Raw genomic sequence first — 14,869 nt, 5'->3', positions numbered from 1 at the left:
CGGGACACACTCTTTTCATTGTACGTTTTGTTTTAGATATACATATTTACAATTGCCTCATACAACTCCTGCTTGCCGCTGATCTGTTCCGGTTCACGTCCTGATGCCAACGCATATGCACGCATATCTTCCAGTGAGAGCTTCCCTTCCTCGAATTCTTTCCCCTTACCACTGTCGAAAGAGGCGTATCTCTCTTTCCGCATCTTGATGTAGGGCGATTCTTCAAGGATGGCCGCTGCCGCCTCCAATGCACGTGCAAAGGCATCCATACCGGCAATATGTGCGATGAAAATATCTTCCAGATCAGTAGAATCACGACGGGTCTTGGCATCGAAATTTGTCCCGCCTCCCTGCAATCCTCCGCTTTGCAGGATGACAAGCATGGCTTGTGTCAGTTCGTACACATCCACAGGAAACTGGTCGGTATCCCATCCATTCTGATAATCCCCCCTGTTGGCATCGATAGATCCAAGCATACCGGCATCTGCCGCACATTGCAGGTCATGTTCAAACGTATGGCCGGCAAGGGTGGCATGGTTCACCTCAATATTCAGTTTGAAATCCTTATCGAGGTTATGGGCACGAAGAAACCCTATCACGGTTTCCGCATCATAATCATATTGGTGTTTAGTGGGTTCCATCGGCTTCGGTTCGATAAAGAAAGTACCTTTAAAACCCTTTGCTCTGGCGTAATCGCGTGCTTTGGTAAGCATCATGGCCAGATGCTCTTTTTCACGTTTCATATCGGTATTCAGCAAACTCATATAACCTTCGCGTCCTCCCCAGAATACGTAATTCTCACCTCCCAGTTCAATGGTAGCGTCCAGGGCATTTTTGATCTGCGTAGCGGCATAAGCCACACTGTCAAAATTGGGATTGGTAGCCGCACCGTTCATGTAGCGCTTGTGACCGAAGACATTGGCCGTACCCCAAAGCAGTCTGATACCGGTTTCGTTCATTTTCTGCTTGATATAGGCCACAATAGTCTTCAGATTGGCTTCGTACTCCTCCAGAGAATTGGCTTCATCTACGAGATCCACATCATGGAAACAGAAATATTCGATACCTACTTTCTGCATGAACTCGAAACCGGCATCAACTTTCTTTTTAGCTCTTTCCATCGCATCACTACCGTTGTTCCATTCAAAATCTTTGGTCTCCACTCCAAACGGATCTCTCGCTTCGGCGCAAAGCGTATGCCAATAAGCCATTGAAAATTTGAACCAATCCTTCATCTTGCGCCCGTAAACGACTTTTTCGGCATCGTAATACCGGAAGGCCAACGGATTTTTGCTCTCTTTACCTTCAAATTCTATCTTTCCAATTCCAGGAAAAAATTCCTCTATTTTCTTTTCTGCGTCCATAATGTAAATTTATTAAAAGATTATTATACTATTATTTTATGATATCAGGGATTTCCAGCGTTGGTATGCATTCATATATTGACCTTTATTCTTATTATCCGGTTCCACGGTCATGATTTTTTTCAATGAGGAGAATGCTTCTGTAGGCGACACATATATTCCCGCACCGATACCGGCAGCTTTTGCCGCACCTGCTGCTCCGTCGGTATCAAACAGTTCGATGACCGCACCACTTACTGAGGCAAGCGTTTCCCTGAACAGCGGACTGAGGAACATATTGGCATTTCCTGCGCGAATGACCCGGATATCCATCCCAATCTCCTGCATGATCTCCATTCCGTACTGGAAGGAAAAAACGATTCCCTCCTGGGCCGCCCGTAACAAATCGGAGCGGGAATGAATATTGAAATTAATACCATGGAACGAACAGTCCACATTCCGGTTTTCCAGTACACGCTCCGCACCGTTCCCGAAAGGGATTACCGAGAGGCCTCTTGCGCCGATGGGCGATTGCGCCGCAAGTGTATTCATCTCATTATAATCTATCTGTCCCGGCATAATATTTTTCTTTATCCATGAATTCAGAATACCCGTACCGTTGATACAAAGCAAAACACCTAATCGGGTACGATCCGGTTCATGATTGACATGCGCAAATATATTCACCCTTGACAAGGGATCATATTTTACCTCATCCAACACTCCGTAAACGACACCTGATGTACCGGCAGTAGAAGCAATCTCTCCGGGATTAAAGACATTCAGGGAAGCAGCATTATTGGGTTGATCTCCTGCCCGGTAGCTGACAGGTGTTCCAGGCCGGAGACCAAGCTCTCTTGCCGCGGAGTCAGATATCCGGCCTTGTATGCCGAACACCGGCGTTATATCGGGGATCAGCTCTTTCTCGAATCCGAAATAATCCAGGATATCCTGCGATATACGATTCTCTTTAAAATCCCAGAATATTCCTTCGGACAATCCCTCCACAGTAACCGATATCTCATCTGTCAACCTCATGGCAATATAATCGCCCGGCAACATGATCTTGTAAATACGCTCATATATCTCCGGTTCATTCTCTTTTACCCATGCCAGTTTTGAGGCCGTAAAGTTTCCGGGAGAATTCAATAGATGGGATAAAACCTTCTCTTGCCCGATCGAATGAAAAGCCTTCTCACCAAAAGGTACTGCCCGGCTGTCACACCAGATAATGGATGGACGTAGCACCTCCCTGTTTTTGTCTACCATCACCAATCCGTGCATCTGCCATGAAATACCGATGGCTTTAATATCCTGAGGGTCTGCTTTCGATTGTTCGAGTACTGAAGCGGTAGACAATCTAAGGTTAGTCCACCACATCTCAGGGTCTTGCTCGGCCCAGCCCGGCTGTGCGGCATACATCGGCATCTCTGCCTTGGGATAAAAATCGGATATCACGGTTTTTCCGGTTTCAATTTCCACCAAAGCAGCTTTTACAGAGGAACTCCCTATATCATAGCCTAATAAATACATAATTCATTCTTTTTTAATTATTTAAATGGGTTGCATACTCGTTTCCCTGATCATTTCCCATACCTCCGGGTAATCACGGAACAAAGCTAAGCAGATTCAGTGTAATTTCCTCTTATAGAGGAAGTAAAAATATCATCACATGGCAAATCCGTTGAATCCTCCGTCTATGGTGATGGTTGTCCCGGTCACAAAGGATGAGGCATCGCTCACTAAATAGTGGATTGCCCCGCACAGTTCCTCGGGTTTTCCCATCCGTTTGAAGGGCGTCTGGCGTATGACATCCTCTCCCCGTTGGGTGTAACTACCATCGGGGTTTGTGAGCAAATCCCGGTTCTGTTCGGTGATAAAGAAACCCGGTGCTATGGCATTTACCCGTATCCCCTCGCCAAATTTGGCAGCCACCTCATTGGCCAGGAACTGCGTGAAGTTGGTGACCCCCGCTTTTGCCGCGGCATATCCGGCTACGCGTGTCATCGGACGGAAGGCGGCCATCGACGAGAAATTAATGATATTCCCCTTTTTTTGTTCCACCATGGGTTTGAGAAAAACCCTGGAAGGCAGCACGGTGCCGGTTAGGTTCAACCGGACCACCTTGTCGAATTCATCCAGATCCAGATCGAAAAAGGTTTGTGCGGGACTGATGTTGGCTCCCGGCATATTCCCACCGGCTGCATTGAGCAATGCGTCGATACGCCCGTACCGTCCCAATATCTCTTCCCTGTTCCGTACCAGCACAGCTTCGTCCAGCACATCAGTTCTCAGGAACAGCGCTTCCTTGCCTTCCGATTTGATTTTGTCTACACTCCCCCTGCCTGCCTCTTCCCGGCGCCCCAGGATAACTATTCTGGCGCCCTGGCCTGCCAGGTAGGATGCAATTACACTTCCCAGTACGCCTGTACCTCCCGTAATAACGATAACTCTCCCCTCTATACTGAATAAATTTTCCATCGCCAAACTATTTTTTCCTGTTATAATACTATTTTCTATTTTTCGAAATTGTTTCCCGGGTGTACTGATGTGGCATACATACCTACCGTTGCCCCGACAAATCCACCGGCTTTTTCGGTTGTCAGGAATGCCGTATCGATCTCTTCCGCTACGGTCATCCGGGTTCCATCCACGTATGTGACGTCAAAACGGAGATATGTATTCTCTGCTTTTATACTCAATATTACCGGAGTTGCGGCATATTCATCGGGGATGGCCTGTGAATACAGACGAGCGGGCACGGATTCTCCGTCAGCAAGGTAAAGGACGATCACGGGTTGATCGCCGTCCATTGTTTTTCCCAGAATGATATTGTACTTTTCGTTCTGGAAACAACATATTCCGGCTAATTCCGTTTCGGATTGCGGTACAAAGTCCATTTCCACCGAAAACTCAAAATCCAGGTGCTGGATACGTCTTCCGATATAAGCCGGATTATCAATATCATAGATACGTCTTTGTATGGCATCTATTTTCATTGCATCATCCTCGATCCTCCACCATGGGTCGATGGGCGTTCTTACGAACAACCAGTCGTAACCAAGCTTCTTCGATCCGAAACGATCCTCCCATACGAAATTCCCCGTCAGGAAGTTCGGAGCGGGCGACAGGTCCGGTTTATCGACCACCACAGGTACAGATTCTCCTTGCGGCAGAATAACGGGAAACCCGTTTTCCCATGTAACGGGCAACAGAAATGTTTCCCTGCCCGTATAATAATAATTTCCTTTATACGGACGACATCCCAGAAAAACGGCATACCATTCTCCCTCCGCTGTTTCTATGATATCGGCATGTCCGGTCGAGGTCACAATCTCCGGTCTGTCTTCCGGTAAATCTTTCTGCGTAAGGATCGGATTATTCTCATAGGGAATAAACGATTCATCCAGGCTATTCGCACTGAAGATTACTTCCCTATGGTTCACAGAAGTTCCTCCTTCCGCACACATCAAATAATATTTTCCGTTTATTTTATACAGGTGCGGCCCTTCTATCCAGATCGGTTTTTGCGATTTATCCACCCCTCCGTCGATGATCATCTTCGCTTCGCCGAAAGTCTGATCCGTTGCGGGATCAAAGCGGTGTAACCAGATGGCTCGATGCCCGTCATATTCGGGTTCGCCCTGGGGAGCCTCGTTGTTCACAATGTATCCTGATCCGTCCTCATCGAAAAACAGGGACGGATCAATGCCTCCCACCGCGGGGAGGGTAATGGGTTCAGACCATTCCCCTTTGAACGGGTCATCGGTTTTGACCAGAAAGTTCCCAAGCCCGTCCACGCATGTCGTGATGACATAAAAGGTATCGTTGTGCGGATTGTATTCGATAGCCGGCGCATAAATGCCACCGGAAAGCCGGATACCATCGAGTTTCAGTTGTGACGGCCGGTTCAGTACAAAGCCTATTTGCGTCCAGTTGACCAGGTCGCGACTGTGGAAAATCGGAATTCCCGGATAATACGAGAACGACGAATTGACGAGAAAGAAGTCGTCTCCTTTGCGGCAGATACTCGGATCGGGATAGAACCCGCTCAGGATGGGATTGAAGTACTGCCGCTGTGGGTCGATCTCCTTATCGAAACGGGCATCGTTCCCGGTATAAACGGCATTCCTGAACACAGCGGAATTCGTTTTGTCCGTATTACTGCATGCCACGAACGCTAAATAGAGCAATGTACTTATATATACGATCTTTCTCATAGGTAAGGTTTCAGTTATGATGTCTCAAATCCAGTTTTATTTTTTTCAGATCGTCCAGTTCATGCACAGGCCGTTCGATGTCGTAAGGGATCGGTCTGCCCGAATATGTCTGGAAGTACAGGAGGCAGGCGTCTTTCCACCAGACGGCATCGCGCGCATGTATTTTCAACCGCGACTGCACATGACGGAAACGGTCTCCGTCGATATAATTCTCCATCCTGTCCCATATTTTCTGGAATTCGCGCACCTGCTGCACACCCGTGTCATACCGGTAGCACAACTCATCCCAAAGCGTGCGCCCGTTCTTCATCGGATGGTCCCAGGGCACATGATGGAACCAAAGGAGAAGATCTTCGGGGCAGGTTGCGATATCGTTGAAATATTCCTTTAACGGAGCATGATACTGCGAAACGGCATCGCTGCCCCCGGTCGTGCGGTCGAATCCGATCCCTTCTTCACAGGCATTATGGTAATACTTAGGCAACCAGTCGGGACGTGCGCCCGGGATATCGCACCAGGGTTCCGGCCCGTAATGATGATCCCATGCGAAAATATGATGCAATCCCAGAGGCATCATATAATTGACAGCGGCACCCCATGAGTCAAGCATCATCTCTTTCACGGGGATGACGAAGGCCTCGTCCCGGGTGAACGTCATGCGCAACCACTCATCCGCAATCTCATCTGCGGTCAGCCTATGATTCCATGCCAGCCGGCCAAATGCGTACCAGTTCGCTTGCGCAAAATGATGTCCGCACCAATTGGTATCCTGTCCGATATTGGCTACCCCTGCGATAGCGCTTACCGGATGGGAGAATAATGTTCCGTCGGTTGTTTTCGCTACGGTAGAACCTTCACCATTGCAGTACGTGTCGCTTTCAAAGAATTCTTTCCATTGCGGTGCCAGGAAAACCAGATGGTTGGAGAACCCGAGGTATTCCTGCGTGATCTGTAGTTCGGGCATCAGCGCCGTATGTTTCATTGCGCCGAACAAGGGACTGAACGGCTCGCGCGGCTGGAAGTCGATTGGCCCGTTTTTTACCTGCACAATCACATTATCACGGAACTTCCCATCCAGCGGGATAAACTCCTGATAAGCCTGCTTGGCACGGTCTTCGTGGGTAGGATTATAAACAAATGCCCGCCACATCACAATGCCGCCATAAGGCTTCAATGCATCTGCCAGCATGTTGGCACCGTCAGCATGCGTGCGACCATAATCCTGGGGGCCGGGCTGTCCTTCGGAATTGGCTTTCACCAGAAAACCGCCGAAATCGGGGATCAAACGGTATATCTCCCCGACTTTATTTCGCCACCACCGTTGCACGCCGGGATCCAGCGGATCGGATCCGGAAAGTCCACCCAATATCTTCGGAGATGAAAAGTTCACTGATAAATAGACCTTTATGCCGTAAGGACGCAAAATATCCGCTATTACTTTCACTTTTTGCAGGTAATTTCCTGTTAATATATCGGGAGAAGCATTCACGTTGTTCAGTACCGTCCCGTTGATGCCGATCGAAGCATTGGCCCGCGCATATTCCTTGTATCGCGGTGATATTTTTGCGGGGAGTTCATCCCATTTCCAGATGGAATATCCGGCATATCCGCGCTCTACTGTCCCGTTGAGGTTATCCCAGTGGTTCAGCAGGCGCAAATCGTATGCGGGTGATTCTTCGACCTGCAGCACACCGTTGTCGTTTTGCGTTTCCTGTAAACGCAACAAATGGTAGGCACCGTAGAGTAATCCTATGTCGGAACCCGATTGAATAGTGATTCCCGCTTGTTTATCGCCGGAAATAATATAGCTGTCCTTTCCCAGGTTTCGCAGCTTTTTATTCCGGTGTATGTGGAGTTGTACCGGTGCGCCCTTCCATTGCGTTTTCAATTCTTCTACAGCAACGGTTATGGTCGGGCTTTCCCTGTTGGCTTTCACCTGAGCCTGGGCGGTCATTTCGGCACGCAGCCATAAACGGCTTCCGTCTTCCGCTTTCAGACACCCTGCAGAAATACACAACGAGAATACTATATACAATACGGTTCTATTCATTATTTCACCTTAATAAATTTCGGATCATCAAACTCCCCAATCTCCCCAGTCTCCCACTTCTCCCAGTCTTCCTTCCCACCTGTCCACCTAACCACTTCCTTATACTGTACCCTGAATAGTCTTTATAGTTCCATCCGCGTTGTATTCCAGTTCAACGACTTTCAGGCTCCGCAACCATGTTTTGCCGCCCGAAGGGACACAATCGTGATGAAACAGATACCATTTCCCTTTAAACTCAACAATAGAATGATGGGTTGTCCATCCTACAACGGGTGTAAGGATCACTCCCTTGTATGTAAACGGGCCGTAAGGGTTGTCGCCAATAGCATAGCAGATAAGATGCGTATCGCCGGTCGAATAGGAGAAATAGTATTTGCCGTTGTATTGATGCATCCACGATGCTTCGAAGAAACGGCGTTCGGTATCGCCGGCCTTAAGCGGTTTCCCGTTTTCATCCAGAATAACCAGATCGCGCGGCTCGGCGGCAAATTCGAGCATATCTCCACGTAACCGGACAACTTTGGGACAAAGAGCCAATGCATCGCCTTCGGGCAGATCCGCACATTCCAAGGCTTTGTTGTTCCGGTAGCGTTGTAGTTGGCCTCCCCAAAGTCCACCGAAGTACATATAGTATTCCCCGTCTTCGTCAGGCCAGATACACGGATCGATGCTGTAACTTCCTTTGATGGGATTTTCCCGCGGAATGAACGGTCCTTCGGGTTTCTCACTGACCGCTACACCGATACGGAAGATATCATTTTTATCCTTCAGAGGGAAATACATATAATACTTTCCGTTCCGAAAAGCTACGTCACAATCCCACAACTGCCGGCCAGCCCAGGGAATATCTTCCGTTCTCAATACCACTCCGTGGTCGGCCACTTCCCCATGTTCCACGTCATCGAGTGAAAAAACATGGTAGTCCCTCATATTGAAATGATCTCCATTATCATTCTCAGGGATACCGCTTTCCCAGTCATGTGAAGGGTAGATGTAAAGCCTGTCGTTAAACACGTGAACCGAAGGATCGGCCATATAATCATGGGGCACCAAATATCTTGCTTGTTTCATATTATTTTAATTTAGAACCAGGATTCAAGAACCAAGACACAAGACTGTTTCTAATTGATTGATTTGGCGATTTGTAGATGAAATGATCATATTATTCACAAAAAATCTCCAAATCAGTAAATCAGTAAATCAGTAAATTATCAAATCAAATATCATGATTGTTTATCTTACTATCAATAGCAAAATCTCAGATTATTGCTCTTTACCTAATTTTATCAATTCATTTACAACCGGTTTCGGTTGATAATCCCTGTCGAAAAGTAACGGATAATCCATCCTGCCCTGCATCGGCCAGTCGTTTCTCCATGAAGTTGCATCACTCACACCCCATAGGGTTACACGGCTGATCTTGTCGTGATGTTTCAGAAATAGTTTGAAAAAATCCACATACTGTTCTTCCCATACCGTAGCTACCGGTTCGGGCAAGCCGTCGGTATACGGATTCATTTCCTGCTGGTATTCGTAACTCAGCGAAACTTCGGCAGTTACATCGGAACTGGGGAACGGGAGAACGATGATATCCATCTCCGTGATCATAACTGTCAGGCCGAGTTCAGAATAGGCCTGGATGCTTTTCTCGTATTCGTTGATATCGGGATAACCCAGGCCCATGTGTCCCTGCATTCCGATACCGTGGATGGGGATATTTTTTTCCTGCAAAGATTTTACCATGCTGACCACTCCGTTTCTTCTTCCTTCCAATCCCATACCGTAGTCATTGTAGTACAATTCCGTATCAGGATCGGCTTCGTGTGCAAATTCAAAAGCCAGCGGGATATATTCTTCCCCTATGATGGAATAGAACTTGCTGTTGCGGTATGTCCCGTCTTCCAGGATCGCTTCGTTCACCACATCCCAGCCATGTATACGACCTTTATAACGACCAACCACTGTAGTGATGTGATTTCTCATCCTTTCGATCAGCACATCGCGTGACACATCATTCCCCTCCTCGTCGGTAAAAAACCAATCGGGAGCCTGCGAGTGCCATATCAACGTGTGCCCGACCATGTGCATACCGTTCGCTTCCCCAAATTCCATAAATCTATCGGCTTCCTCAAAAAAGAATTCACCTTCTTTCGGTTGCAGGTACATGCTCTTCATGCAATTTTCGGCAGTAATCGAATTAAAATGGTGTTTTACGATCTCTACACCTGCCCTATCCCGTCCCTCTATCTGGTCGACATTCAATGCCGCACCCATCAGGAATTTACCCTGATACGCATCTTTCAGCGCCACCGTCTCTTTTTCCGGTGTACTGCATCCTGCCAACATCACCACGCAGATGAAGAGGAATGTCCAGACTGTTTTGTTATTTCCTTTTTTCATCGTTTCTGTTTTTATTTTTCAATTTTCAATTAGCAATAAATAATTAACAATGAACCATTTAACTTATTTGTTGATTTTAATTTACACATCAATAAATCAATACATTAGCACATTAACTTAACTGTCTTTCTTCGATCTCTATATTGATCTTATCGATCACATCATCTTCCAGTTCATATCTCGAGATAATAAACATAGCCAGGATAAGCAGCAATGCGGGAATAACGGCTACAAGCCACAAAATACCCTGCTCCACGAAAGGAGATTGTGAAACAGGATTTCTTTCATCAAACCCCACAAACGCCAGTACAAACCCGGGAACCACCCCACCCAATGCCATACCGGCCTTGAAGAAGATCCCGGTCAAAGCGTTCACGATTCCCGATATTCTCTTTCCTGTTGTATGTTCACCATATGAAATGACTTCCGGCACCAACGCCCACATATATCCTGTGGCAACGATTACACCCGTAGATTTCACGAATTGGGCGACAAGGACAAGCCAAACCTGCGTTTTGAGTGCGGGAACGACTGAAATGACATACAGCATCCCCATTCCGGCAATCGCTATCGAAAGGAATACATAGAACATTTGTTTTTTACCGATAGCCTTCTTTATGGCCGGTACCATCGGTAAAAAGATAAACGCGGGGATGGAACCCAAGGCCATGAAGTAGGGCATCATATCGGGAGCATTCACATTGTAGATCATGTAGTAGGACCCTGCAGAGTTACCGATAGCCATCATCGCGAAAGCCGTAATAAAGAAGAATGCAAGGATCCGCAGGGGACGGTTACGTACAAATTCCGTCCATAGATCGGATACTTTTACGAGTGCCATATCTTTCTCGTCCATGACGACCCGTTCTTTGGTCTGGGTATAACAAAAGATTAACAAAGCCAGTCCTGCAAGCGCATAAATGGTCATGGTGATAAACCATGCATTCCCGGATTCCGCCGAATTGATCTTTCCATCGGGTGAAAATGTTCTGACGATGATGGGAATACCATAAGCTACAGCCAAACCACCGAGATTTGCCAAGAACATACGTACCGATGTCAGTTTGGTGATCTCGTCGGTATCACGGGTAAGTGATGCATTCAGCGCCCCATAGGGAACATTGACCAGGGTATAGCACATCGACAAACCGATATAGGTGATATAGGCATACAGCAACGAACCGGAGAAACCGTTCCAAAAACAAAGAATGGCAAATCCGGTGAGGGGAATACCGCCCAATATCAGATAGGAGCGATATTTCCCCATCCTGGGATTCCGCTTATCCACGAAAGCTCCTACAATAGGGTCCCAGATGACATCGATCAGGCGTACGATCAGAAACATCACCGCAGCAGTGGCGGCCGGCAATCCGAAGACGTTGGTGTAAAAGATCAGCAGGTACATCGATACCGTCTGATAGATAAGGTTCTGTGCCAGGTCGCCCGAACCAAAGCCGATACGCTGTATCCGGGATAGTTTATAAAAACCTCTCGATTCGCCCTGTCTAAGCATTTCTGATTCCATTCTTGTTTGTTATTTTTTTAGTCTTTTTTTCTTCAATACTCCGTTCAATTATCATCCTTCAACCAACTTCCAACGACTATCACCTTGTCATTATACCGGGTCGGCTGTGTACAGTCATTTCACCTTCACTTCTATCTGTTTTTGATTGATTTCATCCGATGTTCCTCCATACAGGATGGTATAACTTCCCGGTTTCATAACCAACCCGTCAACGTTGCCATCGTAGAACTCAAAGGCTTCGGGGCTTATGGTTAACTCCACATGCCGGGTTTCACCCGCTTTGAGGTGTATCCTCCGGAACGCCCTCAACGACTTGTTGGGAGCCTCGGGATCGTTATTCCGCCTGACATATACTTGCACTCATACGTCCATAATCATTCCCTGCTGTTTCAGGAGGTTCATCAGGTAATTACTTTTACCATCCGTTAGATCAGGCTTATTTTCTTCATGTATTTTTTACAATAATAAAATATACTATATATTAATTATCAATATATTATAAGTATATAATACAATATTATTAGACATAAATAAAAATGACTTATTGTAAAAATTACACACATCAATATATTTATAGGTTACAAATTTATTTATTTATTTCAAATAACAACAAAAAACAAAACAAAAAAATAACAAAAATAAATTAACAGCCAATATTGAGCTGTTATTTTTTGCACCGATCCAATTTATAGCATAATTTTGCACTGAAAACAAGAATCTTATGGCAAACGACAAAACATCACAGAAGACATCTCACACATTAGCATACAACCCTCACGTTTCTATTGACTGTGTGGTGTTTGGTTTTGATGGCGAGAAACTTAAAATTTTATTGATCGAACGTACGATCAGCGAGGTGAACGGCAACTACAGCGACAAAAAACTACCCGGAAGTATTATATATCAGGATGAAGATCTGGATACTGCTGCAATTCGTGTTTTAAACGAACTCACAGGTCTGAAAAATATTTTCCTGCATCAGTTTCATAGCTTTGGGGATCCCAAAAGAACCAGTAATCCGAGAGACAAGAACTGGTTAGAGAAAACAACCAATATGAAAATCGGACGTATTGTAACTGTCGGATACCTGGCATTAATAAAGATCAGCCGGAAAATTATTTTCGAATCTGAAAATACTACCGCCCGATGGTATGACGTCAAATCTCTTGCCAATATGAAGCTTGCTTTCGACCATAATCAGATTGCAGAGGAGGCGCTGAAGCATATCCGCCATCAGGTGATGCTTCAGCCCTACATGCTTTTCGAATTATTACCCCGTAAGTTCACAATGACTCAACTCCGCAATCTGTACGATCTTGTGCTTGAGACAAAATCCGATGTCCGCAACTTTCAAAAGAAAATGTTACTGATCGACGGCCTGGAACAGTTGGACGAAGTACAAAAAAACGTACCTTACAGAGCTCCCCGGTTGTACCGGTTTAATAAGAGAAAGGCTAAGATAGACAGATTCAAACCCGGGTTCTGAAATAACTCTATCCAACTTTGGTGTCCTGTGAAATAAATCGGGTACCATATCAATCTTTTAAAAATCTTCGAGAGTGTGTACACTCTTTAATCCAAAATTTTATCCCCGAAGTTTTACTTTTTCGGAAACCTTTTTTTCGCAAATAGAGACCGTGGTTATTTAATATTTAATACCTTTGGACTGAGGTTATGCAGGTAGTACTTGAGATCAGTCATAGGTGCGAATGACTCAGGGTTGATCTACTTCATGGGAACGGCGATCACTTAAAGAAAATATCCATTTAAACAGACGAAATCATATCCGTTTACTGAAAACATATTTAAAATATAAATTCAATGCAACTAAACGATCCATTATTAACACGAAGGAGCTTTCTGAAAGGCTCAGCTACAATCGGAACTGCAGGTATAATGGGAGGAATTCCCATGTTAAGTTCCTGCACATCAAAACAAAAAGAAAAAGGAGAAGAATTACAACTTCCCCTGTTACTTGATCAGGCACCTGACGGAAAAGTGATTAAGGCAGGACTGATCGGATGCGGAGGCCGGGGTACGGGAGCCGCAGTCGATTTTTTAAACGCCGGTCCCAATTTGCAGATAGTGGCTCTGGGAGACGTCTTTCAGGATAAGATGGATGCGTGCCGGGAGATATTGAAAAATCAAAAGAACGTGGAGATACCCGACGAGAACTGTTTTATCGGATTCGACAGTTATGAAAAGGTAATTGATTCGGGAGTGGATGTCGTATTACTTTGCACTCCTCCCCATTTCAGGCCGACCCATGTAGAAGCTGCAGTGAATGCAAGAAAGCATATCTTCATGGAAAAACCGATTGCCGTAGATCCGGCAGGTGTACGTAAAGTGCTGGCTTCGATGAAAAGGGCAGAATCGATGAAGCTGAATGTTATCAGTGGAACCATCCGCCGCTCCCAGAAGGATTACATGGAAACAAGGCGCAGGGTATTGAATGGAGAAATAGGTGAGATTACAGGTGCGCATATTATCAGGAACGGCGGTGCATTATGGTTTCGCAGCAGAAGGCCGGAGTGGTCAGACATGGAATATATGCTAAGGAACTGGGTGAATTTCTGTTGGTTATCGGGAGATCATATTGCAGAGCAATTTATCCACGAGATAGATGTGATGAACTGGTATCTGGGCGAATATCCTATAAAAGCTACCGGATGGGGTGGACGCCAGAGAAGAGTTACCGGTGATCAGTATGACTTTTTCAGTATCGAATACCTATATGAAAACGGCATGAGAACCCATTGTGCAGCAAGGCAGATTGACGGTTGTTCCAACGGAAAAGTGGAACAGATCAACTGTACACAGGGTTATGCCGACGCAGCAGGAAAATTATATGATCTGAAGGGAAATATAATCTGGGAATATCCCCACCCTGCCGAAAACGACACTCAATCGGAATGGCACGTAACCAACCCTTTCGTACAGGAACACATCAATTTAGTCACAGCCATAAGGACGGGAAACACTATCAACGACGGGGAAGATCAGGCCAACTCCACACTTGTGGCTATTATGGGTAGAATAGCCGCTTACACAGGAAAAGATGTCACCAGGGAGGAGGTCATGAATTCCGATTTATACCTGGGACCTAAAACTTACAGCATGGGAAAAATAGAAGGTATTCCGGAAACCATTCCTTTGGCAGGTATCCCCCACAAAGAATAAAAAAACAGATCGAAAGAGGCTTTATCCATAAGGGCCTCTTTTATCATAATTATATAAGTCCATAATCCAATTTTTCCGGATTTTATTCTTCCCTTTCATCTCTTTTATTACAAAAAAGACTATTTTTGTAAAAATTGAATTTATACATACC

General features: G+C 45.7%; 11 protein-coding genes. 2 read left to right on the top strand and 9 right to left on the bottom strand.

The annotated features are described in order from the left end of the window. Nucleotides 1-32: 32 nt before the first annotated feature. From xylA to U2P89_RS10880, 9 genes are all read right to left on the bottom strand, one after another. A complete protein-coding gene (gene xylA, locus U2P89_RS10920; RefSeq protein WP_322191418.1) occupies nucleotides 33-1,364 on the bottom strand; it encodes a xylose isomerase in 1,332 nt (443 codons plus the stop codon). A 36-nt stretch (nucleotides 1,365-1,400) separates the two neighbouring features. After that, complete coding sequence (locus tag U2P89_RS10915) at nucleotides 1,401-2,876, bottom strand: xylulokinase (protein WP_322191417.1); 1,476 nt, start codon at nucleotides 2,874-2,876, stop codon at nucleotides 1,401-1,403. Between the two features lie 135 nt (nucleotides 2,877-3,011). Beyond that, entirely contained in the window at nucleotides 3,012-3,824 is an 813-nt protein-coding gene (locus U2P89_RS10910; protein WP_322191416.1) for an SDR family oxidoreductase, read from the bottom strand. A 35-nt stretch (nucleotides 3,825-3,859) separates the two neighbouring features. Then, entirely contained in the window at nucleotides 3,860-5,563 is a 1,704-nt protein-coding gene (locus U2P89_RS10905; RefSeq protein ID WP_313381794.1) for a glycoside hydrolase family 43 protein, read from the bottom strand. 10 nt (nucleotides 5,564-5,573) lie between these two features. After that, nucleotides 5,574-7,613 carry an alpha-glucuronidase gene (locus U2P89_RS10900; RefSeq protein WP_322191415.1) on the bottom strand — a complete coding sequence of 680 codons (2,040 nt, stop codon included), beginning with the start codon at nucleotides 7,611-7,613 and terminating at the stop codon, nucleotides 5,574-5,576. A 99-nt stretch (nucleotides 7,614-7,712) separates the two neighbouring features. Then, nucleotides 7,713-8,684 (bottom strand): glycoside hydrolase family 43 protein, encoded by a 972-nt coding sequence (locus tag U2P89_RS10895; protein WP_019541369.1) that lies wholly within the window; start codon nucleotides 8,682-8,684, stop codon nucleotides 7,713-7,715. A gap of 192 nt (nucleotides 8,685-8,876) precedes the next feature. Next, on the bottom strand, nucleotides 8,877-10,013 hold the full coding sequence (locus tag U2P89_RS10890; protein WP_019541370.1) for an endo-1,4-beta-xylanase: 1,137 nt from the start codon (nucleotides 10,011-10,013) through the stop codon (nucleotides 8,877-8,879). Nucleotides 10,014-10,125: 112 nt separating this feature from the next. Beyond that, on the bottom strand, nucleotides 10,126-11,538 hold the full coding sequence (locus U2P89_RS10885; protein ID WP_019541371.1) for an MFS transporter: 1,413 nt from the start codon (nucleotides 11,536-11,538) through the stop codon (nucleotides 10,126-10,128). Between the two features lie 114 nt (nucleotides 11,539-11,652). Next, entirely contained in the window at nucleotides 11,653-11,898 is a 246-nt protein-coding gene (locus U2P89_RS10880; RefSeq protein ID WP_322191414.1) for a fibronectin type III-like domain-contianing protein, read from the bottom strand. 361 nt (nucleotides 11,899-12,259) lie between these two features. On the opposite strand from U2P89_RS10880, the gene U2P89_RS10875 reads away from it, so the two are divergent. Next, a complete protein-coding gene (locus tag U2P89_RS10875) occupies nucleotides 12,260-13,024 on the top strand; it encodes an NUDIX hydrolase (protein ID WP_019541087.1) in 765 nt (254 codons plus the stop codon). 335 nt (nucleotides 13,025-13,359) lie between these two features. Beyond that, nucleotides 13,360-14,718 carry a Gfo/Idh/MocA family protein gene (locus U2P89_RS10870; protein ID WP_044060450.1) on the top strand — a complete coding sequence of 453 codons (1,359 nt, stop codon included), beginning with the start codon at nucleotides 13,360-13,362 and terminating at the stop codon, nucleotides 14,716-14,718. Nucleotides 14,719-14,869: the final 151 nt, after the last annotated feature.

It is taken from the genome of Proteiniphilum sp., assembly GCF_034331125.1.
GTDB lineage: Bacteria > Bacteroidota > Bacteroidia > Bacteroidales > Dysgonomonadaceae > Proteiniphilum > Proteiniphilum saccharofermentans.
This window is presented reverse-complemented; position numbering and strand designations above follow the sequence as displayed.

Bases quoted from the DNA above. Each gene is read 5' to 3' on its own strand.
- U2P89_RS10885 (WP_019541371.1), bottom strand. From the start codon at position 11,538: ATGGAATCAGAAATGCTTAGACAGGGCGAATCGAGAGGTTTTTATAAA.
- U2P89_RS10910 (WP_322191416.1), bottom strand. From the start codon at position 3,824: ATGGAAAATTTATTCAGTATAGAGGGGAGAGTTATCGTTATTACGGGA.
- U2P89_RS10905 (WP_313381794.1), bottom strand. From the start codon at position 5,563: ATGAGAAAGATCGTATATATAAGTACATTGCTCTATTTAGCGTTCGTG.
- U2P89_RS10870 (WP_044060450.1), top strand. From the start codon at position 13,360: ATGCAACTAAACGATCCATTATTAACACGAAGGAGCTTTCTGAAAGGC.
- xylA (WP_322191418.1), bottom strand. From the start codon at position 1,364: ATGGACGCAGAAAAGAAAATAGAGGAATTTTTTCCTGGAATTGGAAAG.
- U2P89_RS10915 (WP_322191417.1), bottom strand. From the start codon at position 2,876: ATGTATTTATTAGGCTATGATATAGGGAGTTCCTCTGTAAAAGCTGCT.
- U2P89_RS10890 (WP_019541370.1), bottom strand. From the start codon at position 10,013: ATGAAAAAAGGAAATAACAAAACAGTCTGGACATTCCTCTTCATCTGC.
- U2P89_RS10900 (WP_322191415.1), bottom strand. From the start codon at position 7,613: ATGAATAGAACCGTATTGTATATAGTATTCTCGTTGTGTATTTCTGCA.
- U2P89_RS10875 (WP_019541087.1), top strand. From the start codon at position 12,260: ATGGCAAACGACAAAACATCACAGAAGACATCTCACACATTAGCATAC.
- U2P89_RS10895 (WP_019541369.1), bottom strand. From the start codon at position 8,684: ATGAAACAAGCAAGATATTTGGTGCCCCATGATTATATGGCCGATCCT.